23 protein-coding genes are annotated in these 22,986 nt (G+C 58.8%); 12 read left to right on the forward strand and 11 right to left on the reverse strand.

Features of this window, described 5'->3' with window-relative positions; all coding sequences use genetic code 11:
- Positions 1–154: 154 nt before the first annotated feature.
- From hisB to F8N62_RS21280, 6 genes are all read left to right on the forward strand, one after another.
- The gene (gene hisB / locus F8N62_RS21255; RefSeq protein ID WP_150712522.1) at positions 155–748 is read left to right on the forward strand and encodes an imidazoleglycerol-phosphate dehydratase HisB; all 594 of its coding nucleotides are present in this window, start codon (positions 155–157) and stop codon (positions 746–748) included.
- Positions 748–1,386: an imidazole glycerol phosphate synthase subunit HisH gene (gene hisH / locus F8N62_RS21260; protein ID WP_150712523.1), complete on the forward strand. Its 639-nt coding sequence runs from the start codon at positions 748–750 to the stop codon at positions 1,384–1,386. Before hisB ends, hisH begins: the two co-directional genes overlap by 1 nt.
- Positions 1,387–1,644 (forward strand): DUF2164 domain-containing protein, encoded by a 258-nt coding sequence (locus tag F8N62_RS21265; RefSeq protein ID WP_150712524.1) that lies wholly within the window; start codon positions 1,387–1,389, stop codon positions 1,642–1,644.
- Positions 1,645–1,686: 42 nt separating this feature from the next.
- Positions 1,687–2,424 carry a 1-(5-phosphoribosyl)-5-[(5-phosphoribosylamino)methylideneamino]imidazole-4-carboxamide isomerase gene (gene hisA / locus F8N62_RS21270; protein WP_150712525.1) on the forward strand — a complete coding sequence of 246 codons (738 nt, stop codon included), beginning with the start codon at positions 1,687–1,689 and terminating at the stop codon, positions 2,422–2,424.
- A 9-nt stretch (positions 2,425–2,433) separates the two neighbouring features.
- Positions 2,434–3,204 (forward strand): imidazole glycerol phosphate synthase subunit HisF, encoded by a 771-nt coding sequence (gene hisF / locus F8N62_RS21275; protein WP_007972752.1) that lies wholly within the window; start codon positions 2,434–2,436, stop codon positions 3,202–3,204.
- A 78-nt stretch (positions 3,205–3,282) separates the two neighbouring features.
- Complete coding sequence (locus F8N62_RS21280; protein WP_150712526.1) at positions 3,283–4,038, forward strand: substrate-binding periplasmic protein; 756 nt, start codon at positions 3,283–3,285, stop codon at positions 4,036–4,038.
- Here F8N62_RS21280 and F8N62_RS21285 read toward each other — a convergent pair.
- The 5 genes from F8N62_RS21285 to gpmI form a co-directional block, all read right to left on the reverse strand.
- Complete coding sequence (locus F8N62_RS21285; protein ID WP_150712527.1) at positions 4,019–5,398, reverse strand: Vps62-related protein; 1,380 nt, start codon at positions 5,396–5,398, stop codon at positions 4,019–4,021. The two genes, F8N62_RS21280 and F8N62_RS21285, sit on opposite strands and share 20 nt — an antisense overlap.
- A 113-nt stretch (positions 5,399–5,511) precedes the next feature.
- Complete coding sequence (locus F8N62_RS21290) at positions 5,512–6,288, reverse strand: divergent polysaccharide deacetylase family protein (protein ID WP_150712528.1); 777 nt, start codon at positions 6,286–6,288, stop codon at positions 5,512–5,514.
- A 1-nt stretch (position 6,289) separates the two neighbouring features.
- Complete coding sequence (locus tag F8N62_RS21295) at positions 6,290–7,615, reverse strand: S41 family peptidase (protein ID WP_150712529.1); 1,326 nt, start codon at positions 7,613–7,615, stop codon at positions 6,290–6,292.
- Between the two features lie 34 nt (positions 7,616–7,649).
- Positions 7,650–8,942, reverse strand: coding sequence for a murein hydrolase activator EnvC family protein (locus tag F8N62_RS21300; RefSeq protein WP_150712530.1), 1,293 nt, complete (start codon positions 8,940–8,942; stop codon positions 7,650–7,652).
- Between the two features lie 252 nt (positions 8,943–9,194).
- Positions 9,195–10,724 carry a 2,3-bisphosphoglycerate-independent phosphoglycerate mutase gene (gpmI, locus tag F8N62_RS21305; RefSeq protein ID WP_150712531.1) on the reverse strand — a complete coding sequence of 510 codons (1,530 nt, stop codon included), beginning with the start codon at positions 10,722–10,724 and terminating at the stop codon, positions 9,195–9,197.
- Positions 10,725–10,876: 152 nt separating this feature from the next.
- On the opposite strand from gpmI, the gene F8N62_RS21310 reads away from it, so the two are divergent.
- The 3 genes from F8N62_RS21310 to secB are packed head-to-tail and all read left to right on the forward strand — an operon-like array spanning position 10,877 to position 12,073.
- On the forward strand, positions 10,877–11,290 hold the full coding sequence (locus F8N62_RS21310) for a rhodanese-like domain-containing protein (protein ID WP_150712532.1): 414 nt from the start codon (positions 10,877–10,879) through the stop codon (positions 11,288–11,290).
- Between the two features lies 1 nt (position 11,291).
- Positions 11,292–11,546 carry a glutaredoxin 3 gene (grxC, locus tag F8N62_RS21315; RefSeq protein WP_150712533.1) on the forward strand — a complete coding sequence of 85 codons (255 nt, stop codon included), beginning with the start codon at positions 11,292–11,294 and terminating at the stop codon, positions 11,544–11,546.
- 41 nt (positions 11,547–11,587) lie between these two features.
- Positions 11,588–12,073, forward strand: a complete 486-nt coding sequence (secB, locus tag F8N62_RS21320; RefSeq protein ID WP_007949026.1) for a protein-export chaperone SecB — start codon at positions 11,588–11,590, stop codon at positions 12,071–12,073.
- Positions 12,074–12,231: 158 nt separating this feature from the next.
- On the opposite strand, the gene F8N62_RS21325 is transcribed toward secB, so the two are convergent.
- Entirely contained in the window at positions 12,232–12,687 is a 456-nt protein-coding gene (locus F8N62_RS21325; RefSeq protein WP_007949025.1) for a tRNA (cytidine(34)-2'-O)-methyltransferase, read from the reverse strand.
- Here F8N62_RS21325 and F8N62_RS21330 point away from each other — a divergent pair.
- The gene (locus F8N62_RS21330; RefSeq protein WP_150712534.1) at positions 12,686–13,126 is read left to right on the forward strand and encodes a hypothetical protein; all 441 of its coding nucleotides are present in this window, start codon (positions 12,686–12,688) and stop codon (positions 13,124–13,126) included. The two genes, F8N62_RS21325 and F8N62_RS21330, sit on opposite strands and share 2 nt — an antisense overlap.
- 533 nt (positions 13,127–13,659) lie before the next feature.
- On the opposite strand, the gene ntrC is transcribed toward F8N62_RS21330, so the two are convergent.
- From ntrC to glnA, 5 genes are all read right to left on the reverse strand, one after another.
- Positions 13,660–15,096: a nitrogen regulation protein NR(I) gene (gene ntrC, locus F8N62_RS21335; protein ID WP_150712535.1), complete on the reverse strand. Its 1,437-nt coding sequence runs from the start codon at positions 15,094–15,096 to the stop codon at positions 13,660–13,662.
- Positions 15,093–16,178 carry a nitrogen regulation protein NR(II) gene (gene glnL / locus F8N62_RS21340; protein ID WP_150712536.1) on the reverse strand — a complete coding sequence of 362 codons (1,086 nt, stop codon included), beginning with the start codon at positions 16,176–16,178 and terminating at the stop codon, positions 15,093–15,095. Before glnL ends, ntrC begins: the two co-directional genes overlap by 4 nt.
- A 230-nt stretch (positions 16,179–16,408) precedes the next feature.
- Entirely contained in the window at positions 16,409–17,029 is a 621-nt protein-coding gene (locus F8N62_RS21345; RefSeq protein ID WP_150712537.1) for a DUF4124 domain-containing protein, read from the reverse strand.
- Positions 17,026–17,535, reverse strand: coding sequence for a DUF4124 domain-containing protein (locus F8N62_RS21350; RefSeq protein WP_150712538.1), 510 nt, complete (start codon positions 17,533–17,535; stop codon positions 17,026–17,028). Before F8N62_RS21350 ends, F8N62_RS21345 begins: the two co-directional genes overlap by 4 nt.
- A 296-nt stretch (positions 17,536–17,831) precedes the next feature.
- Entirely contained in the window at positions 17,832–19,238 is a 1,407-nt protein-coding gene (glnA, locus tag F8N62_RS21355; protein ID WP_150712539.1) for a glutamate--ammonia ligase, read from the reverse strand.
- Between the two features lie 328 nt (positions 19,239–19,566).
- On the opposite strand from glnA, the gene thiI reads away from it, so the two are divergent.
- Together thiI and typA are read left to right on the forward strand one after the other, a co-directional pair.
- On the forward strand, positions 19,567–21,021 hold the full coding sequence (thiI, locus tag F8N62_RS21365) for a tRNA uracil 4-sulfurtransferase ThiI (protein ID WP_150712541.1): 1,455 nt from the start codon (positions 19,567–19,569) through the stop codon (positions 21,019–21,021).
- Between the two features lie 139 nt (positions 21,022–21,160).
- Positions 21,161–22,981 (forward strand): translational GTPase TypA, encoded by a 1,821-nt coding sequence (gene typA, locus F8N62_RS21370; protein ID WP_150712542.1) that lies wholly within the window; start codon positions 21,161–21,163, stop codon positions 22,979–22,981.
- The last annotated feature ends 5 nt before the right edge of the window (positions 22,982–22,986 follow it).

The following is a 22,986-nucleotide window of genomic DNA, read 5'->3' on the forward strand; positions in this document are numbered from 1 at the left end:
TGTTTTGGTGTTTTCAAATCCACTTGTATGGACATGTCTATCCCCAGCCGCGCGGGAGTCTGTCCGTCAGCGATATCACGTAGCGTGTTTCTGTTTCCCGCCCGCGCCCCTATAATGGTTGCCTTTTTCGCCCAATGATTTTGCGGAGCTGGTGATGACCCAACGCATGGCGTCAGTCGAGCGCGACACTCTGGAAACCCAGATCAAAGCCTCGATCAACCTGGATGGCACCGGAAAGGCCCGATTTGATATCGGCGTTCCTTTTCTTGAGCACATGCTGGACCAGATCGCCCGTCACGGGCTGATCGACCTGGATATCGTCAGCAAGGGCGACCTGCATATCGACGACCACCACACCGTGGAAGACGTCGGCATCACCCTGGGTCAGGCCTTTGCCAAAGCCATCGGCGACAAAAAAGGCATCCGTCGCTACGGCCACGCCTACGTGCCGCTCGATGAAGCGCTGTCGCGCGTGGTGATCGACTTCTCCGGCCGCCCGGGCCTGCAGATGCATGTTCCCTATACTCGCGCCACCGTGGGCGGCTTCGACGTTGACCTGTTCCAGGAGTTTTTCCAGGGCTTCGTCAACCATGCACTCGTCAGCCTGCACATCGACAACCTGCGCGGCACCAACACTCACCACCAGATCGAAACCGTGTTCAAGGCTTTCGGCCGCGCGCTGCGCATGGCCGTCGAGCTGGATGACCGCATGGCCGGTCAGATGCCGTCGACCAAAGGCGTTCTGTAATGCAGACGGTGGCGGTTATCGATTACGGCATGGGCAACCTGCACTCGGTGGCCAAGGCCCTCGAGCACGTCGGTGCCGGCAAGGTCTTGATTACCAGCGATGCCGCTGTGATTCGCGAAGCCGACCGGGTGGTTTTCCCCGGCGTCGGCGCGATTCGTGATTGCATGGCGGAGATCCGTCGCCTCGGCTTCGACTCTCTGGTGCGTGAAGTCAGCCAGGACCGTCCGTTTCTCGGCATCTGCGTCGGCATGCAAGCCTTGCTCGACAGCAGCGAAGAGAACGACGGCGTCGATTGCATCGGCCTGTTTCCGGGCGCGGTGAAGTTTTTCGGCAAAGACCTGCATGAAGACGGCGAACACCTGAAAGTCCCGCACATGGGCTGGAACGAAGTGAAGCAGACGGTGAGTCACCCGCTGTGGCACAACATTGCGGACATGGCGCGGTTCTACTTTGTGCACAGCTACTACATCGCCGCCGGCAATGCGCGGCAAGTGGTGGGTGGCGGTCACTACGGTGTCGATTTCGCCGCAGCGCTGGCCGAAGGCTCGCGTTTCGCCGTGCAATTTCACCCGGAGAAGAGCCATACCCATGGCCTGCAATTGCTGCAGAACTTCGCTGCGTGGGACGGTCGCTGGTAAATGGCAGCCAAGAAGAAGCCGCCGATCCTGACCCTCACTCCCGAACAGGAGAGCGAGGCCAATCACAAGATCAAGCGCTTCATGGCGGATCGCTTCGAGTTGGACCTGGGTTCGTTCGAAGCGGCCGAAATCCTTGAGTTGTTTACCCGTGAAATTGCTCCGCACTATTACAACAGGGCGATTTTCGATGTGCAGACGCACCTCAAAGAGAGGTTCGAAAGCATCGAAAGCGACCTGTGGGCGCTCGAGAAAAACTGATTTTCGAGCGAAGCTGAACAATCGAATTTGAAGGTTTGCCAGATGCTGATTATTCCCGCTATCGATCTTAAAGACGGTGCCTGTGTTCGTCTGCGCCAGGGCCGCATGGAAGATTCCACGGTGTTTTCCGATGACCCGGTGAGCATGGCTGCCAAGTGGGTGGAGGGCGGTTGCCGCCGTCTGCATCTGGTCGACCTGAATGGTGCATTCGAAGGCCAGCCGGTCAACGGCGAAGTGGTCACCGCCATCGCCAGGCGCTACCCGAACCTGCCGATTCAGATTGGTGGCGGTATCCGCTCGCTGGAGACCATCGAGCACTACGTGAAAGCCGGCGTGAGCTACGTGATCATTGGTACCAAAGCGGTGAAAGATCCGGCCTTCGTCGCTGAGGCCTGCCGCGCGTTTCCGGGCAAAGTAATCGTCGGTCTGGACGCCAAAGACGGTTTTGTCGCCACCGATGGCTGGGCTGAAATCAGCACCGTTCAGGTGATTGATCTGGCAAAGCAATTCGAAGCCGACGGCGTCTCCGCGATCGTTTACACCGACATCGCCAAAGACGGCATGATGCAGGGCTGCAACGTACCGTTCACTGCGGCGCTGGCGGCGGCTACGAAGATTCCGGTCATCGCGTCCGGCGGCATCCACAATCTGGGCGACATCAAGTCGCTGCTCGACGCCAAGGCGCCAGGCATCATCGGCGCGATCACCGGCCGTGCGATCTACGAAGGCACCCTCGACGTCGCTGAAGCGCAAGCTTTCTGCGATTCGTATAAAGGCTGAGGACTGACCATGGCGCTGGCCAAACGCATCATCCCTTGCCTGGACGTGGACAACGGCCGGGTTGTCAAAGGCGTGAAGTTTGAGAACATCCGCGACGCCGGCGACCCGGTGGAAATTGCTCGTCGCTACGACGAGCAGGGTGCCGACGAGATTACTTTTCTCGACATCACCGCCAGCGTCGACGGCCGCGACACCACGCTACACACCGTCGAGCGCATGGCCAGCCAGGTATTTATCCCGCTGACCGTGGGCGGTGGCGTGCGTACCGTGCAGGACATTCGCAACCTGCTGAATGCCGGTGCGGACAAGGTTTCGATCAACACCGCCGCCGTGTTCAACCCGGAATTCGTCGGTGAAGCGGCACAGCATTTCGGTTCGCAATGCATCGTTGTGGCCATCGATGCGAAGAAAGTCTCCGGTCCGGGCGAAACCCCACGCTGGGAAATCTTCACCCACGGCGGGCGCAAGCCTACCGGGCTCGACGCGGTCGAGTGGGCGAAAAAAATGGAAGGCCTGGGCGCCGGTGAAATCCTCCTGACCAGCATGGACCAGGACGGCATGAAAAACGGCTTCGACCTCGGCGTCACCCGTGCCATCAGCGATGCGCTGGGCATTCCGGTGATTGCGTCCGGCGGCGTCGGCAACCTGCAGCATTTAGCCGACGGAATCATTGAAGGTCACGCCAGTGCAGTATTGGCCGCGAGTATTTTCCATTTCGGCGAATACACCGTGCAGGAAGCCAAGGCCTACATGGCCCATCGCGGCATCGTGATGCGCTAAACAAACCGATACAGGCCAGTGGACATCATGGCGGGCTCAAGGCACTCTTGGGTACGCCATGGATCTCGGTAGCCAGACATGATCAAACGCCTTCTTCTTGCCCTCGCCAGCGCTGCTCTGTTGTTGATCAATGGAGCGCATGCCGCAGAAAATCCCGATGTCGACCTGGTGTTGCTGACGGAAAACTTCCCTCCGTACAACATGGCCAGAAACGGCAAGAACTTCGCTCAGGACGAGAACATCAACGGCATCGCGGTGGACATCGTCCGCGAGATGTTCAAACGTGCTGACGTTTCCTACAGCCTGACCCTGCGTTTTCCCTGGGAGCGTATCTACAAACTCGCCCTCGAGAAGCCGGGTTACGGTGTATTCGTGATGGCGCGGTTACCGGATCGCGAGCAGCTCTTCAAATGGGTCGGGCCTATTGGCCCGGACGACTGGATCATGCTGGCCAAGGCGGACAGCAAGATCAGCATCGAAACGCTCGACCAGGCGCGCAAATACAAGATTGGCGCGTACAAGGGCGATGCAATTGCCGAGACGCTCACCAGGCAGGGCGTCAAACCCATCGTCGTTCTACGAGATCAGGACAACGCGAAGAAACTGGTCAACGGCCAGATCGACCTCTGGGCCACCGGCGACCCCGCCGGGCGCTATCTGGCGCGTCAGGACGGGGTAACCGGGCTCAAGACCGTGCTTCGCTTCAACAGCGCCGAGTTGTACCTGGCGCTGAACAGGCAGGTGCCGGACGAAACCGTTGCCAAACTTCAGGCAGCGCTGGATCAGCTGCGCAAAGAAGGCGTGGTGGACGAGATCATGGGGCGGTATCTGTAGCGACTGGCAATTCTTCCATCGGCTGCGGGATGACGGTGACATCACTGACGGTCTCAGAAGCGTTTTCGCTCAACGGTGAGTGCGCTGTTGGCGGAGGCGCAACAGTGACTGCGCAGTTTACCTCTGGCGGATATTCGCTCAGGTGCAGGCTCTCGTCATCGGTGTACTGGATGCTGGAAGTCACTGGCGTGCCGTCTTCGCGCAGCAGCTGATATGTACTCTCCATTTGATATATCGCAACAGCTTTGTTTTTTGCAGCCATGGCGATGACTTCCTGTGGCCACGATTTCAACCATCCTGCAGCTGATTTTTCGGTGTGCGTGAATCGTTTGGTCAAGTTTGCCGAAAAATTGAATGCGCGCCTGGGAAAGTCGATCGGCCATGCACCTTCAAATTCAATAGATGTGAACCGGTTGAATTCATGCGCTGTTGTCGGGTTTTGCGCCCGCATTGCACTGCATTTGAAAGGCCGAGCCTTGTCGCTGGTGTTACGGTCGTACCCGACGAGCTTCCACTTGTCTGTTCTTTCCAGACGATAGTACGGGGAAGTACGCAACTGATCGATTGGGTCGATGCTGTCTTTAACAGCGAACCACGGAAGTTTGGCGATCTGAGTGACTTGCCAGGCTTCGACCGCTGGAGGTGCATCGTAACCGGAAAGTGCTGGTGGCTCTGGCGCTGCGGTTACCTGGAGAGGAATCTGCATCCGTAATGCATAGACAAGGGCTGTCTCCGGTTTGGAATGGTTCTCGACGCCAAAAAAGGTGCCGGGTGCAAGGTACATCTCGCCCGCAGCCGCAGTCGGCGGATCTATGTTCCAGGCGCTGACGTTCTTGGTTGCATTGCTGCGTCTGTCATTCCAGATCAAATCACCGACGTTTGCAGCGATGACCAGATCCGCCCGTACGCAGCGCACAGCGTTGAAGGAAGGTTTCACATCGTCACCAGAACAAACCATTCCCAATGCAACATAGCCCGCAGGAGGAATCGCGCGCCAAATCGACCTTGTCGTGGTTGCACCCGAGCCTGCATCTGACCAGACCCGTTCAAAGTCGCTGGGCGGGCTAAGGGCATTTCCCTTGGTGCTGTCGACGCTCGGTAACGCGCTCTCGCACACAACTGCCGCCGCGACGAAGCCGTTGATGTTGCTATTTGAAGAAATAGCAACATCGCCTAACGGGAAGTAACCCTGTAAAACATCGGGGGCGGGAGTAGGGCGCCAAAACCCGGCGGCACTTGTGCGCAGGTTTCTGGTGTCCAATACCCGGTTAAATTCGGTTGTAAAGTTGATCAGCAGATTGTCGAGCTTTATTGATTCCATTTGCCTCGTGGGCAAGGCGCCAATGTCATTGGTAGTCATGGTGAGTCCTGATAGAAAAAGGCGACTCAGGGAGTCGCGACCTGTTGGAGGTCTCACTATCAGGAAACTGGCGAGGCGTCTGGCGGTAACTATGTATGGCTTGTTGCAGGTTGCTACCGATACGTACCGTTCTGGCCATGTGCGGCGGTGGCCCGATTACTGCGTACGCTGATCATCTGGCGGATGTCGATCCACTCAATCCCCTGAGCCTTGAGCTTCGGCAGTTCCCGCTCCAGCACCGCCAGTGTTTGCGGATACGGGTGGCCGATCATCACCGCCGAGCCTTGTTTGCGCGCCAGGCTGATCGCAGTCTGCAGCTGGGTGAAAATCGCCGCTTCGGTGCGCTCGTCATCGAGAAACACGTCCCGCGAAACGCTTGCCAGATTAATCTTCTGCGCCTGCTGCGCCGCGACGGTCTGCGCGCTGGTGCGGCTGTCGACGAAGAACTTGTGCCGTCGCTGCAAATCCGCCATGAGCCACGCCATGGCGACCGGTTGCGCGGTCATGCGACTGCCCATGTGATTATTGATGCCGGCGGTGAATGGCACCATTTTGAAAGCAGCGTTCAGGCGTTTCTCGAGTTCTTCGATGGGCAGGTCGGGATGCCAGGCGAACGGCCCTGTCGCCGGGTCCATCGGCATGTGCAGGATCACGATCTTGCCGGCGCGGTGAGCTTCGCGGGCGAATTCGGTAGCGTGGGGAGTGTCGGGCATGATCGCCGCCGTCACCGGGCCAGGCAGGGCCAGCACACGGCGATCCCGGGGCAGGTTTTGCCCCAGGTCATCGATGATCAGCGTGAGATAGGCCTTGTGCGGCGTTGTCGTGACTGGCGCCGCGTAAGCAGCGCCCGCCAGACAGCACAGCAGACCGAGAAGCAGCCGCAGGCTCATCTCAACGGCCGGAGGTGATGCTCAACCCTTTGAGCAGGCTCAGGGCCTGGGCCAATTGGTAGTCATCATCCTGCGGCATCGCCTTGGGCTTGGCGCCAGAGCCGGTCGGCTTGTCGGCACCGCCGTTGCCATTACCCAGGTGGCCTTGCAGATCGGCTTCCTTGAAGTACTCGCCGTCTTGCTCACTGGTGATCTTGGCTTTGCGCACTTCGATGTCCGGAACGATGCCTTGCGCCTGGATCGAGCGACCGTTCGGCGTGTAATACAGCGCCGTGGTGATCTTCAATGCGCGCTCATTGTTCAGCGGCAGCACGGTTTGTACCGAGCCTTTGCCGAAACTGGTAGTGCCCATGACCACTGCGCGTTTCTGATCCTGCAGGGCGCCAGCGACAATTTCTGAAGCTGAAGCGCTGCCGCCGTTGATCAGCGCAACCATTGGCACGGCTTCGCTTTCGTCTTTACCGGTGGCGGAGAAACGCAGTTCGGAATTGGCGATACGGCCCTTGGTGTAAACGATCAGGCCTTTGGTGATGAAGTGGTCGACCACTTCCACCGCCGCTTGCAGCACGCCGCCCGGGTTGTTACGCAGGTCGAGGATGATGCCGTTGAGTTTCTTGCCGTTGTCCTTGCGCAGCTTGGCGAGGGCCTTGGAGACTTCGTCGCCGGTCTTGACCTGGAACTGGGTGATGCGGATGTAGCCGTAACCGGATTCGAGCAACTGCGCCTTGACGCTTTTCACCTGGATGATGGCGCGGGCCAGGGTCACATCGAACGGCGTACCGCCATCGCGGACCAGGGTCAGGGTGATTTTCTGGCCGATCTTGCCGCGCATTTTGTCCACGGCTTCGGTCATGCTCTGGCCGCGAGTCGGCTGGCCGTTGATCTTGACGATAAAGTCGCCGGCTTGAATGCCCGCCTTGGAAGCCGGGGTGTCATCGATCGGCGAAACCACCTTGATGAAACCGTCTTCGGCACCGACTTCTATACCCAGGCCGCCGAATTCGCCGCTGGTGCTTTCCTGCAACTCGGCAAAGTCTTCCGGGCCCAGGTAGGCGGAGTGCGGGTCGAGGTTGCTGAGCATGCCTTTGATGGCGTTTTCCAGCAGGGTCTTGTCGTCCACCGGTTCGACATACGCTGCCTTGATCCGGTCCATAACCTCGGCAAAGGTGCGCAACTCTTCCAGCGGCAATGGCGCCTTGGTGGTTGCAGCGGTCCCCGCAGGCGCGACGGCTGGAGCCGGCGCCGGTTGCGCAGCGAACGCCAGCGGCGCGCCGATCACCAGGGCGATCGTCAGGGCCAGCGAGGTAAGGCGGGACAAATGCAGCATGTCGAACGAACTCCTAATGTAGGTGACTCTGCGCCTATCCTTGCGCGCGGCACCATTGCGCCGGATCACTCGGGTGACCCTGCTGACGAATAGCGAAATACAGCGCTGGCGTGTCCTGGCCGCCACTGCTACCGACAGTGGAGATGGACTCACCGGCTTTTACCACGTCACCCGCAGACTTGAGCAGCGTCTGGTTGTGACCATAAAGACTCAAAAAACCGTTGCCGTGGTCGAGGATCACCAGCAAACCGGCACCCCGCAGCCAGTCTGCAAATACCACACGGCCTCCGTGCACGGCATGCACCTGACTGCCCGAGGAGGCGCTGATCATCACGCCATCCCACTTGGTGCGGGCATCGTCGCCACGGGATTCACCGAAGCGCGCAAGCAGTCGACCATCAACCGGCCATGGAAGTTTGCCGCGAGTTGAAGCAAACGCGCCGCCGAAGGTTTCGCCTGAACTTGAAACCACTGCGCCGGGTGTTGATTTGGCGGGTTTGCGTGGGGCGTCAGTGGCATCTGCAGCAGCCTGAGCCTCACGTAAACGCTTTTTTTCGGCTTCCTGCTGGGCGATCAGCGCTTTTTGCCGCGCTTCTTCTGCCTCACGAGCCTGACGGGCCAGGGTTTCTTCGATGGTTTTAAGGACTTTAGACAGGTCCGCCTGATCCTGCTCGCGGGCGGCCAGCTTCTGGTCCCGCGCCTTGACGTCGTCACTGAGCTTGGCCAGCACCAGCTTGCGCTCCTGGCGGACTTTGTCGAGTTCCTCGCGCTGGCTGTCGAGGCTGCTCTTTTGCACCAGCAATTGCGCTTGCTGCAGGCCGATGTCTTTTTCGACATTGGCCAGTTGACGCAGGGTCTCGTTGAAATTCTTCAACTGCTCCAGACGGGCCTGGCTCAGGTAATCGTAATAAGTGAGGGTGCGGGCGAATTTTTCCGGATTCTGTTGATTGAGCAACAGCTTCAAATACTCTTGACGGCCATTTTGGTAGGCTGCGCGGGCCTGGATAGCGATCAGTTGTTGCTGTTCAGTGCGCGCGCTCTGGAGTTTTTTTTTCTCCGCATCGAGTCGCTGCAACTCGGTTTCGCTTTTCTTCAGCTCCTTTTGCAGGGCTTCGACCTGCTTCTCGAGCTTGCCCATCTCTGTTTCGGTGCCTTTGAGTTCTTTCTGCACGCCGGATCGTTCTTCCTGAACCTTGTTCAGCAGTTTTTTCAGCTCGGCGATGTCCTGACGCGTGGCGTCCAACTGTTGTTGGGTTTGCGCGCGCTCGTCAGCGAAGGCTGGTTGGAGCAGGCAAGTCAGGGCAAGGGCTATCAGGACGCGGAGCATAGAGGCGGGCGACACCAGGGAAAGGGACGGCCTAGTATGCCCGCCCCACGCTGCAAAAAAAACGCCCAATTGGGGCTGTGTGATAACCGGGCTGGCAAGTGGGTGTAATTAATCTTTGAAACCACCCAATACCACTGTGGGAGCGGGCTTGCCCGCGATGGCGTCCTGACATTCAACATAGATGTTTGAGGTCAGATTGCTATCGCGAGCAAGCTCGCTCCCACAGGGTTCGTCTGTGTTTGTGCTAACGGGTTAAACCAGAATCGAAGTGCCGGTCATTTCCGACGGCTTTTCCATCCCCAGCAGCATCAGCATGGTCGGCGCTACGTCCGCCAGCACGCCACCGTCACGCACCTTGAGATCGCGCTTGCCGACATAAATGAACGGCACCGGCTCGGTGGTGTGAGCGGTGTGCGCCTGGCCGGTGGATTCGTCCGACATCTGCTCGACGTTGCCGTGGTCGGCGGTGATCAAGGCTTCGCCGCCGACTTTGTCCAGCGCTTCAACGATGCGGCCGACGCACAGGTCCAGGCATTCCACGGCTTTCACCGCAGCGTCGAACACGCCGCTGTGGCCGACCATGTCGCCGTTGGCGTAGTTGACCACGATCACGTCGTAACGCTGGTTTTCGATGGCATCGACGATACGATCGGTGACTTCCGGCGCGCTCATCTCCGGCTGCAAGTCATAGGTGGCGACTTTTGGTGACGGGATCAGGATGCGCTCTTCGCCCGGAAACGGTTCTTCACGGCCGCCGGAAAAGAAGAAGGTCACGTGCGCGTATTTCTCGGTTTCGGCGATGCGCAGCTGGGTCTTGCCGTTTTTCGCCAGGTAGTCACCGAGCACGTTGTCCAGGCTGCCGGCAGCGAAGGCGGATGGCGCAGGAATGCTGGCGGCGTATTGGGTGAGCATGACGAAGCCGGACAGTTTCGGCTGGCGGGCGCGTTCGAATTCCTTGAAGCCGTCTTCGACGAAGACGCGGGTCAGTTCGCGAGCGCGGTCGGCGCGGAAGTTCATGAACACCACCGCGTCGCCGTCTTCGACTTTTACCGGCTCACCGATGGAGGTGGCTTTGACGAATTCGTCGCTCTCGCCCCGTTCGTACGCGGCTTGCAGGCCTTCCTGAGCGGTAGCGGCGTTGAATTCACCGTGGCCATCGACGATCAGGTTGTAAGCCTGGGATACGCGGTCCCAGCGGTTGTCACGGTCCATGGCGAAGTAGCGGCCGATAATGCTGGCGATGCGGCCTTTGCCGAGGGCCTGGAAGCTCGCGTCGAGCAATTCGATGGACGACTGGGCGCTTTTCGGCGGCGTGTCGCGGCCGTCGAGGAAGGCGTGCAGGTAGATTTTTTCGGCGCCGCGCTTGTAGGCCAGTTCGGCCATGGCAATCAAGTGGTCCTGGTGGCTATGAACGCCGCCATCGGACAGCAGGCCCATGAAATGCACGGCTTTGCCCGCGGCAACGGCTTTATCCACAGCGGCGCAAATGGTCGGGTTTTCGAAAAACTCGCCGTCGCGGATCGATTTGGTCACGCGAGTAAAGTCCTGATACACAACGCGGCCGGCGCCGAGGTTCATGTGACCGACCTCGGAATTGCCCATCTGGCCATCCGGCAGACCGACGTCCATGCCGCTGCCCGAGATCAGGCCGTTCGGCACAGTGGCGCACAAGCGGTCCAGTACGGGCTTCTTCGCCGCGAATACGGCATTGGATTCAGGGCTGTCACTGTGACCGAAGCCGTCGAGAATAATCAGGACCAAAGGTTTAGGCGTGGTAGTCATGGATTCCACTCGTGGCTGAATTAAAGAGGGCAATGGAAAAGGGAGTGGCAGTTTAAAGCGAAGTTCCGGCCACGTCACCGCCGGACGGGGTTTGGCCCACCATAGTGGCTGTGTATACTGGCCGACATTTTAACGCCCTGGAACCTCCTTCGATGGTTGCTCACCTGATTGAATTTGCCACTAACCACTATCTGCTCGTCGGTATCTTCGTCGTACTGCTGGCGTTGCTGATCGCCTATCAGATGCAAGGCGGCGGCCGCAGCCTGAGCACCGGTGAATTGACCGGCCTGGTCAACAAGGACGCCGGCGTGGTGATCGACATTCGCCCGGTCAAGGATTTCGCCGCGGGTCATATCGTTGGCGCGTTGAACATTCCTCACGACAAACTCACCGCTCGCGTCGGCGAGCTGGAAAAGCACAAGGCCAAGACCATCATTCTGGTCGATGCCATGGGCCAGACCGCCGGCACCCACGCTCGGGAGCTGATGAAGTCGGGCTACACCGCCGCCAAGCTGTCCGGCGGGATTTCCAGCTGGAAAGGCGACAATCTGCCGCTGGTGAAGTGATATGAGCCACGTCGTCGTCTATTCCAGCGATTACTGCGGTTATTGTTCCCGGGCCAAGCAACTGCTCGAGAACAAAGGCGTGGCCTTCGAAGAGATCAAGGTCGATGGCAAGCCGCAGGTGCGCGCCGCCATGGCCCAGAAGGCGGGGCGCACGTCCGTGCCGCAGATCTGGATCGGTGAACGCCACGTCGGTGGCTGTGATGATTTGTTTGCCCTTGAGCGCTCGGGCAAGCTCGACGCCATGCTCAAGGCCTGAATGCCTTCCCTATAAGACCCCAAGATCAGAAAGGATCTGAGATGACTGACCAACAGAACACTGCAGCCAGCGAAGAAGAAACCGCACCGCAATTTTCCTTGCAGCGCATCTACGTACGTGACTTGTCCTTCGAAGCCCCGAAAAGCCCGGCGATCTTCCGCCAGCAGTGGGAGCCGAGCGTCGGTCTAGATCTGAACACTCGTCAAAAGGCCCTGGAAGGCGACTTCCACGAAGTTGTGCTGACCTTGTCCGTGACCGTTAAAAACGGTGACGAAGTGGCGTTCATCGCGGAAGTGCAACAGGCCGGGATCTTCCTGATCAAGAACCTCGACGACGCATCGATGAGCCACACCCTCGGCGCGTTCTGCCCGAACATCCTGTTCCCGTACGCTCGCGAAACCCTGGACAGCCTGGTGACCCGCGGTTCGTTCCCGGCACTGATGCTGGCCCCGGTGAACTTCGACGCGCTGTACGCACAGGAACTGCAACGCATGCAGGCGGCTGGCGAGACGCCGACCGTTCAATAAAAGTGTCGTTTGCTCCATGAAAAAAGCGCCTTCAAAGGCGCTTTTTTCATGGAGCAAACGAATCCTTGTAGGAGCTGCCGAAGGCTGCGATCTTTTGACTTTGATTTTTAAGATCAAAAGATCGCAGCCTTCGGCAGCTCCTACATGGGATCGTCGGGTTACTTGAAGCCCAACTGGCGCCAGCCTTCATAGACGGCTACCGCCACGGTGTTCGACAGGTTCAGGCTGCGGCAGCCTTCACGCATCGGCAAGCGCAGACGCTGTTCGCCGGGCAGGGCGTCGAGCACTTCCGCCGGCAAGCCCCGGCTTTCCGGGCCGAACAGGAAGGCATCGCCCTCGGCGAAGCTCGCATCGTGGAACGGCCGCGAACCCTTGGTCGTAAAGGCGAACAATCGAGGATGGCCGAGGCTTTCCAGGCAGCTGGCGAGGTCGGCGTGGCGTTGCAGGGTGGCATACTCGTGGTAATCGAGCCCGGCCCGGCGCAGGCGCTTGTCGTCCATCTCGAAGCCCAGCGGTTCGATCAAATGCAGGTGGCAGCCACTGTTGGCGCATAGCCTGATAACGTTGCCGGTATTCGGCGGAATTTCTGGTTGGAAAAGGATGACGTGAAACATGCACGGCTCCGAACGTAAAGATGACGCGCATTCTACGCCGCAAGCAGACTCGCGTTCGAAACTATTCCCGCGAGTGATGGCTTCGCTGGCGATTGTCGGGGTGATGGTGGGGCTGATGATCGGCCGCCTGACCACGCCCGACCCCAGCGAGCTGCAGCAGGTCGAGGTGACGAACGACGGGCTGGTGGTGTGGTTCAATAATGAACCCAAGACTCATGGCGAATTTGTCGACGGCAGCCTGGCGCTGCTGTTCATGGCTGAAGGCAAGTCGCAGAAAGGTCAGCTCAAGCTCAACGACAAAAACGTGAACTGGCGGGTGCGTCGGAGTGATGGGGGGTTGTTGCTGTCCGTGGTGGCGGCCCGGCCCCTGCAGGGTGAATGGGCCGGTAGCGAGGTCGATGACCGCTGGCGGCTGGAGATCCATCTCCGAGAGCAATAAAAGAGGGAATCCCCGGCCTGCCTGTACCAAGGTTCCCGAAACGGCAGGGCTCGCGCATTGCGTCGTGAGCCCGGTGTAAAGAAGGAACCCCTGACCTGCCTGTATCAAGGGCCCCAAAACTGTTGGGCTCGTCGCGGGTGCGGTGTGAGCCCGATGTAAAGAGGGGAATCCCCGGCCTGCCTGTACCAAGGTCCCCGAAACCGGATAGTGAACTGAATCACTGAATGGACTATTGCAGGGGGCGTGCCAGGTTTTAACAGGTTGAAACAAAAATACTGCCCGAAGCGCCGAAAGCCCCGTAATACGGGGCTTTCGTGTTTTTTCGGTAGTGGTTCGATTGCGAAAAACGGCAGGCTTTTGAATCAGCAGTTGTGCGCGATTGCGGTTCACGGTGCATTGCGCAGGTGCACGTTCCTATCCGGGGGGCAAAAAAAGATCGCAGCCTTCGGCAGCTCCTACGGGTTTTGTGTACACCTGTAGGAGCTGCCGAAGGCTGCGATCTTTTCGCTTACGACTGAGTTTCAGCGTGGAACCTAGCCCTCCTCCCCTTCATCATCATCCCCACCATCCACCTTCATCCCCAATTCCTTGATCTTGCGAGTCAGGGTGTTGCGCCCCCAACCCAGCAACACCGCAGCATCACGGCGGCGGCCAGCGGTGTGCTTGAGCGCCGTCTCGATCATGATTCGTTCGAATGTCGGCACGGCGCTGTCGAGCAAACTCGACTGGCCGCGCGCCAACGCCTGATCGGCCCACTGGCGCAGCGCCTGCTCCCAGTTGGTCACTGGCGCCGAATCCTGCGGCAGGTTCAGCAGCTCCGGCGGCAGGTCGCTGATGTGCACTTCGCGACCCGAAGCCATCACCGTGATCCAGCGACACGTATTCTCCAGCTGACGCACGTTGCCGCCCCACGGCAGGTTCTTCAGGTATTCCTCGGTCTCGCTTTTAAGCAACTTCGGCTCGACCGCCAGTTCTTGCGCGGCGCGGCTGAGGAAATGCTTGGCCAGGGTCGGAATATCTTCGCGACGATCCGACAGCCGTGGAATATGAATGCGGATCACGTTGAGGCGGTGGAACAAGTCTTCGCGGAATTTCCCGGCGTGCACCAGGGTTTCCAGATTCTGGTGCGTTGCGGCGATGATTCGCACGTCGACCTTCACTGGAACGTGACCGCCGACGCGATAGAACTCGCCGTCTGCCAAGACGCGCAGCAGGCGGGTTTGCGTGTCGGCCGGCATGTCGCCGATTTCGTCGAGGAACAGCGTGCCACCGTCAGCCTGTTCGAAACGACCGCGACGCAGGTTGGCCGCGCCCGTAAAAGCGCCTTTCTCGTGGCCGAACAGCTCGGATTCCATCAAGTCTTTAGGGATCGCCGCCATGTTCAACGCAATGAACGGCGAAGCGGCCCGTGGGCTGTGGCGGTGCAGCGCGTGGGCGACCAGTTCTTTACCGGTCCCGGATTCGCCGTTGATCAGTACGGTGATATTGGAATGGCTCAAGCGGCCGATGGCACGAAACACCTCCTGCATCGCCGGCGCTTCGCCGATGATTTCCGGCGTGCGGGTCAGGGCCACCGGGACTTCGAGGCCTTGCTGCTCCTGAGCGTGCTGATTGGCGCGTTTGACCAGTGAAACCGCTTCATCAACGTCGAACGGCTTGGGCAGGTACTCGAACGCACCGCCCTGATAGGACGCGACAGCGCTGTCCAGATCCGAGTGCGCGGTCATGATAATCACCGGCAACCGTGGGTGTTGTTCGCGAATCCGTGCCAGAAGGTCCAGACCGCTGGCTCCCGGCATGCGAATGTCGGAGATGATCACGTCCGGCTGTTGGCGCGCCAGGCGGCTCATCACGCCATCGGCGCTGTCGAAGCTCTGCGTGGTCATGCCTTCTTGCTGCAAAGCTTTTTCCAGGACCCAACGGATAGAACGGTCGTCATCGACGATCCACACGGTTTCACTACGGCTCATGTCGATGTGGCTCCTTGTTCCAGTGGCAGAAAGATCGAGAAGGTGGTGTGGCCTGGATGGCTGTCACATTCGATCAGGCCCTGGTGCTGGCTGATGATGTTCTGGGTAATGGCCAGGCCCAGCCCGGTACCGTCCGGACGGCCACTGACCATGGGAAAGAAGATGGTTTCTTGCAGGTCCGCCGGAATACCGGGGCCGTTGTCGATGATTTCGATCTTGGTCGCCAGGCGATGACGCACGTGGCCGATGGTGAACTGGCGCATCGCGCGGGTGCGCAGACTGATGCGGCCCAGGCGCAGCTCGTTCTGGCTGCTGATGGCCTGCATGGCGTTGCGCACGATGTTCAGCACCGCCTGGATCATTTGCTCACGGTCGATCAACACGTCGGGAATGCTTGGGTCGTAGTCGCGCACCAGCGTGATGCAACCCTGGCTTTCGGCTTCCACCAGATGACAGACGCGTTCCAGCACCTCGTGAATATTGCACATCGCCAGTGACGGCAGCTTGTTGGAGCCGAGCATGCGATCGACCAGGTTTCGCAGGCGGTCGGCTTCTTCGATGATCACGTTGGTGTAATCGCGCAGGCTTTCTTCCGGCAATTCGCGGGCGAGTAGTTGGGCTGCGCCGCGAATTCCGCCCAGCGGATTCTTGATTTCGTGAGCCAGACCGCGCACCAGCATCTTGCTGGTTTCCTGTTTGGACAGTTGTGCCTCTTCTTTGGTGATGCGCAGCAAGCGATCCCGCGGGTGGACTTCCAGCAACAGCAGGGTGGCGCCGTTGGCCAGAATCGGCGTTACCGCGTAGTCGACAGTCAGTGTCTGACCGGTGAGGGCGGTGAGCATTGCTTCACGCTTGGTAAACGGATGTGCCTGCTCGACCGCCTGGCGCAGGGAATTGAGCGCTTCGGGGGATTCGGTGAACAACTCACTGATGAACTGCCCATGGCTGCGCTGGCCGCTGATGGCCAGGAGCATCTCTGCCGCCGGGTTCATGTACTCGAGGCGCAGTTCGGCGTCGAGCAGAATGGTGGCGGTGGTCAGGTTGTCGAGCAGCAGTCGATGCAGTGCGTCGCTAATGGTCATCAGGACCTCTTTTGGAGCAGGGCGTGCGCGTGGATGACGCGCCGATACAAGGAAAATGCAAAAACCAAACCAAGGCTCCGAAAAGAAGCGTTAAAGGCGTGAAACAGGCGTTTGACGCGCGTTCGCGTGGCGTTATGCCAGCTTGCACGGGTATTTTTGAACCAAAATGGGATGGTAGGTGAGTACGGTGCAACCTTTCGCACCAATATAGTGCGCAAAGCTGAACGGTGTCAGAAGAAGGGTAAGAACGTGTTTTTTTCGTCTTCAGGTTTGTCTTTGAGCGGACATTCCGGACGCAAACCGTAGTCGCTCAGCGTGCAGGGTTTGACCTGGCGTTTCTGCGCGAGGGAGATACGCAGCATGTGGAACGGTTGATTGGCCGTACGTTCGACGGTACGGCCGTGCTCGTCGAGAATTTCAACAGACAGGTGATGGCTGCCGCGATCGATGTTGCTCAGGGCAAACACCGGGCTTGGGCCCGGTTCGGCGGTGGGTTGGCCGTCCAGCAGCAAGCGATAACGATGACCGCGTTGCAGGCCCGGTTCGCTGGTGATACTGACAATCAGCTCGCCGGCGCTACTGCGAATGGTGGCGTCGGGGTCGGGCACCAGCACGCGAAGCATGTCGTAATGGAGCGGGGGCTTGGTGGCGGTTTTTTTCTCGGCGATCGAAGGCGCTGTGCCGGCAGGATGGGCGGACATGCGATTACTCGTGGCCAGCGGCACGCGCTTGGCGTTGCCGGAACCAGGCCGATCGGTGAACACCCGATTGCCCTGGGCATCGACATAGGTGAACACCTCGGCCGATGCAGGCAGGGCGAACAGACAGGCGATCAGCAGCCATAACCTCACGGCGTATGCACCCGTTGCACGGTGAAGGTCACGGTCGGACTCTGCTGGACAATGTTTTCCCCGTCGATCACCTGGACCGCGAGGCTGTGAGTGCCGCGATCAACGTTGACCAGTTGCAGGATCGGCACGTTGCTCGGCTGGCCGTAGGGCTGATCGTCGAGCAACAGCTTGAATAAATGCGGCCCTTGCAGGCGCGGTTTGATCAGGACGTTGACGGTGAAGGTGCCGTTGTTGGCACGCAGCGCTTCGGTGGTGGGCAGGTTGGTCAGCTCCAGCACCTCGTAGGCGCTGCGCGGCTGTTCGCGGCTGGTGGCTTCGGTGGGTGGAGCAGGAGGCGCCTGGCGCTCGACGCTGTTGAGCGGCGGCAACTCGACCGGCTGAGCTTTCACGCCATCGGGTGGCTGATTGCTGTAGGCGGTATTGCCGGCGGCGTCGGTGTACTTATAGATCTGCGCTGCGACGGGCAGGGCGATCAACAGCAACATCAAAAGAAAACCACGACCCATAAAATCGACCAGAAACGAAAGCGTTGGGGTGCAGCATAGGTCAGTGGCGGCGGTTGGCCCAAGTGGTAAACATTTGGGCATGATTTACCGATGTCCTCCCGTCACCACAAAACCTGTGGGAGCGAGCTTGCTCGCGATGGCGGTGATTCAGGCGACATCAATGTTGAATGTGCAATCGCCATCGCGAGCAAGCTCGCTCCCACAGGGGTTCTTCGTCGGGCCTGAATTGTGGGCATAAAAAAGGCCTCCCGAAGGAGGCCTCTTTTTGTCACGCCGCTTGCGCAGGCGCTACCGGATCAGCAGCTGTAGTACAGCTCGTATTCCAGTGGGTGTACGAAGGTGCGGACCTTGATTTCTTCTTCGCTTTTCAGAGCGATGTAAGCGTCGATGAAGTCATCGGAGAACACGCCGCCTTTGGTCAGGAACGCGCGACCTTTATCCAGCTCTTCCAGGGCTTCTTTCAGGCTGCCGCAAACTTGTGGGATCTCTTTCGCCTCTTCAGGCGGCAGGTCGTACAGGTTTTTGTCAGCTGCGTCGCCAGGGTGGATCTTGTTCTGGATGCCGTCCAGGCCAGCCATCAACAGTGCAGCGAAGCCCAGATACGGGTTGGCTGCCGGATCCGGGAAGCGGGCTTCGATACGGCGAGCGCGAGGGCTGGACACGTAAGGAATACGGATCGAAGCGGAACGGTTGCGAGCCGAGTAGGCCAGCATTACCGGAGCTTCGAAACCTGGGACCAGACGCTTGTAGGAGTTGGTCGACGGGTTGGTGAAGCCGTTCAGGGCCTTACCGTGCTTGATGATGCCGCCGATGAAGAACAGCGCGGTGTCGGACAGGCCGGCATAGCCTTCGCCAGCGAAGGTGTTCTTGCCGTCTTTGGCGATCGACAGGTGGACGTGCATGCCCGAACCGTTGTCGCCATACAGCGGCTTAGGCATGAAGGTCGCGGTGCGGCCGTATGCGTCGGCAACGTTGTGTACGCAGTATTTCAGGGTCTGAACTTCGTCAGCCTTGGCAACCAGGGTGTTGAACTTCACGCCGATTTCGTTCTGACCGGCAGTCGCCACTTCGTGGTGGTGAACTTCAATGACCAGGCCCATTTCTTCCATGGCGTTGCACATGGAGGTACGGATTTCGTGGTCGTGGTCGAATGGCGGAACAGGGAAGTAGCCGCCTTTGACGCCTGGACGGTGGCCACGGTTGCCGCCTTCCACGTCCTGGTCGGACATCCACGAACCTTGTTCGGAGAAGATTTTGAACATCGAGCCGGAGATGTCGGACTTGAACTTCACTTCGTCGAAGATGAAGAATTCTGGCTCCGGACCTACGAATACGGTGTCACCGATACCGGTCGACTTCAGGTATTCCTCGGCACGCTTGGCGATCGCACGTGGGTCGCGGTCGTAGCCTTGCATGGTCGAAGGCTCGATCACGTCGCACACCAGGATCAGGGTCGGCTCTTCGGTGAACGGGTCCAGCACGGCGGTGCTGTCGTCCGGCATCAGGATCATGTCGGAAGCTTCGATGCCTTTCCAGCCGGCGATGGAGGAACCGTCGAACATCTTGCCTTCTTCAAAGAAAGCGTCATCCAGCGCGTCGCGAGCCGGCATGGTCACGTGGTGCTGAGTGCCTTTGGTGTCCGTGAAGCGCAGATCAATCCACTTGACGTCATGATCTTTGATGAGTTGAACCGACTTCGACATAGTGTCCTCCGGGTGGAATAGGGCGGGTAGTGGATGCCCTTAAATGTTTGTGATGCCGGCGCGCATACTCTGCCAAGGCAACCTGCCTCACAAGGGAGCAAATTGCATGCCAGTGCCCCACCATGGGTTTTTTGCTCCAAAATCACGCTTATAAAGGTACAAAGCGCCGATAGCGGGAAAATCTCGCCCTACAATGTGGCGTTAAAATCTACAAATGACCCGTTTTGGTGCGCGCAAAACCTTCTGCACATTAACTGGTTAAACCTTGAGCAATTTCCGCTATAATCCGCGCCCCCCTTTTTCGGCTGGCCCAGCGCGCGCTGTTTTCATGAAACTAATCGTAAAAGTCTTCCCCGAGATCACCATCAAGAGCCGCCCGGTACGGATGCGTTTCATCCGCCAGTTGGCCAAAAACATCCGCACCGTGCTCCGCGACCTGGACCCGGCCGTGGTGGTGAACGGTGTGTGGGACAATCTCGAGCTTGAAACCCGCGTGGCCGAGCCCAAAGTACTGAAGGAGATGACCGAGCGCCTGAGCTGCATGCCGGGTATCGCGCATTTCCTGCAAGTCGACGAGTACCCGCTGGGTGACTTCGACGACATCGTCGCCAAATGCAAACAGCACTTCGGCGATGCACTGGCCGGGAAGATTTTTTCGGTGCGCTGCAAGCGTGCCGGCAAGCATGAATTCAGTTCGATGGACGTCGAGAAATACGTCGGCAGCCAGCTGCGTCGTCAGTGCGGCGCCGCTGGAATCTCGCTGAAAGAGCCGGAAATCGAAGTCCGGATCGAAATTCGCGACAAACGGTTGTTTGTGATCCACAACCAGCACAACAGCATCGGCGGATATCCGCTGGGTGCCCTGGAACAGACGCTTGTGCTGATGTCCGGTGGCTTCGACTCGACCGTGGCCGCTTACCAGATCATGCGCCGTGGCCTGATGAGCCATTTCTGCTTCTTCAATCTGGGCGGGCGGGCCCATGAACTGGGCGTCATGGAAGTCGCGCACTTCATCTGGAAGAAGTACGGCAGCTCCCAACGCGTGTTATTTGTCAGTGTGCCTTTCGAGGAAGTACTGGGAGAAATTCTCGGGAAAGTCGATAACAGTCATATGGGTGTGGTTTTGAAGCGTATGATGTTGCGCGCTGCCTCCCGTATTGCCGATCGGCTGGAAATCGAAGCGCTGGTCACCGGTGAGGCGATCTCCCAGGTGTCGAGCCAGACGTTGCCAAACCTGTCCGTGATCGACTGCGTGACCGACAAGCTGGTCTTGCGTCCGCTGATCGCCAGTCACAAGCAGGACATCATCGACCTGGCCAACGAAATCGGCACTGCCGATTTCGCCAAGCACATGCCGGAATACTGCGGGGTCATCTCGGTGAACCCAAAGACCCACGCCAAGCGTCCGCGTGTGGAGCATGAAGAGAAAGAATTCGACATGGCAGTCCTTGAGCGTGCGCTCGAGAACGCCAAACTGGTGCCGATCGATCGGGTGATCGACGAATTGGGCCAGGATTTGCAAATCGAAGAAGTCAGCGAAGCACTGGCGGGCCAGATCGTCATCGACATCCGTCACCCGGATGGCGCTGAAGAGGAGCCGCTGGAACTCGCGGGCATTGAGGTACAGACGATGCCGTTTTATGCACTGAACGCTCGTTTCAAGGAACTGGACCCTACTCGCCAGTACCTGCTGTATTGCGACAAAGGCGTGATGAGTCGCCTGCATGCCCACCATTTGCTCAGTGAGGGGCATGCCAATGTGCGCGTTTATCGACCGAGCTAAGAGCCCGGGGCTGTTTGCCTGTGGCCTGCGTCACCGGCCCCCCGACTCTGCCGTCAAGCTGTAACGGCAAGGCCTGACTCTACTGTTAATCGCTGCCAAGACTTGTCAGCACACCGAATCCTCTGATCGAGATACACAAGTGATCGAAAATCTACGCAACATCGCCATCATTGCTCACGTTGACCATGGTAAAACCACCCTGGTAGACAAACTCTTGCGTCAATCCGGCACCCTGGAGCGCAACGAGCTCAACGACGAGCGCGTGATGGACTCCAACGACCAGGAGAAAGAACGCGGTATTACCATTCTGGCGAAAAACACCGCCATCAACTGGAACGGCTTCCACATCAACATCGTGGACACCCCGGGCCACGCCGACTTCGGCGGTGAAGTTGAACGTGTAATGTCGATGGTTGACTCCGTTCTGCTGCTGGTTGACGCTCAAGACGGCCCTATGCCGCAAACCCGTTTTGTGACCAAGAAGGCTTTCGAAGCCGGCCTGCGTCCAATCGTGGTAATCAACAAGGTTGACCGTCCAGGCGCACGTCCGGACTGGGTTCTGGACCAGATCTTCGACCTGTTCGACAACCTCGGTGCCACCGAAGAACAGCTGGACTTCAAAGTCGTCTACGCCTCGGCCCTGAACGGCATTGCCGGTCTGGAACACACCGACATGGCTGAAGACATGACCCCGCTGTACCAGTCGATCGTCGACAACGTACCCGCGCCGAAAGTCGACCGTGACGGTCCGTTCCAGATGCAAATTTCCGCTCTGGACTACAACAGCTTCCTGGGTGTTATCGGCGTTGGCCGTATCGCTCGTGGTCGCATCAAGCCGAACACTCCGGTTGTCGCTATCGACGCCGACGGCAAGAAGCGCAACGGCCGTATCCTGAAGCTGATGGGTCACCACGGTCTGCACCGCATCGACGTTGAAGAAGCAGCTGCCGGCGACATCGTCTGCATCAGCGGCTTCGACCAGCTGTTCATCTCCGACACTCTGTGCGACCCACTGAACGTCGAAGCGATGAAGCCGCTGACCGTTGACGAACCAACCGTTTCCATGACCTTCCAGGTAAACGACTCGCCTTTCTGCGGTAAAGAAGGCAAGTTCGTGACCAGCCGTAACATCAAGGAACGTCTGGACAAAGAGCTGCTGTACAACGTTGCTCTGCGCGTTGAAGAAGGCGACTCGGCTGACAAGTTCAAAGTCTCCGGCCGTGGTGAGCTGCACCTCTCGGTACTGATCGAAACCATGCGTCGCGAAGGCTTCGAAATGGGTGTTGGTCGTCCGGAAGTGATCATCCGCATGGTTGACGGCGTGAAGCACGAACCGTACGAAAACGTGACCATCGACCTGCCGGAAGAATCGCAAGGTTCGATCATGGAGCAGATCGGTATCCGTAAAGGCGACCTGACCAACATGGTTCCGGATGGCAAGGGCCGTGTGCGCCTTGAGTACAACATCCCGGCTCGTGGCTTGATCGGTTTCCGTAACGAGTTCCTGACCCTGACCTCCGGTGCAGGCATCCTGACCTCGATCTTCGACCGTTACGACGTGATGAAGTCCGGCGACATGTCCGGCCGTCAGAACGGCGTGCTGGTTTCGGTGGCTACCGGTAAGGCGCTGACTTACTCGCTGGAAACCCTGCAAGCTCGCGGCAAACTGTTCCTGGGTCACGGCGAAGACGTGTACGAAGGTCAAATCGTCGGCATCAACAGCCGCGACAACGACCTGGGCGTCAACCCAACCAAAGGCAAGAAGCTCGACAACATGCGTGCTTCGGGTAAAGACGAAACCATCGCTCTGGTTCCGCCTATCCGTTTCACTCTGGAACAAGCGCTGGAATTCGTTCAAGAAGACGAATTGTGCGAAGTCACTCCTAAGTCCATCCGTCTTCGCAAGAAGATCCTGGGCGAAAGCGAGCGTACCCGCGCTGCCAAGAAGTCCGGTAACTGAGTCAT

Source organism: Pseudomonas fluorescens (assembly GCF_902497785.1).
Taxonomy (GTDB): domain Bacteria; phylum Pseudomonadota; class Gammaproteobacteria; order Pseudomonadales; family Pseudomonadaceae; genus Aquipseudomonas; species Aquipseudomonas fluorescens_BO.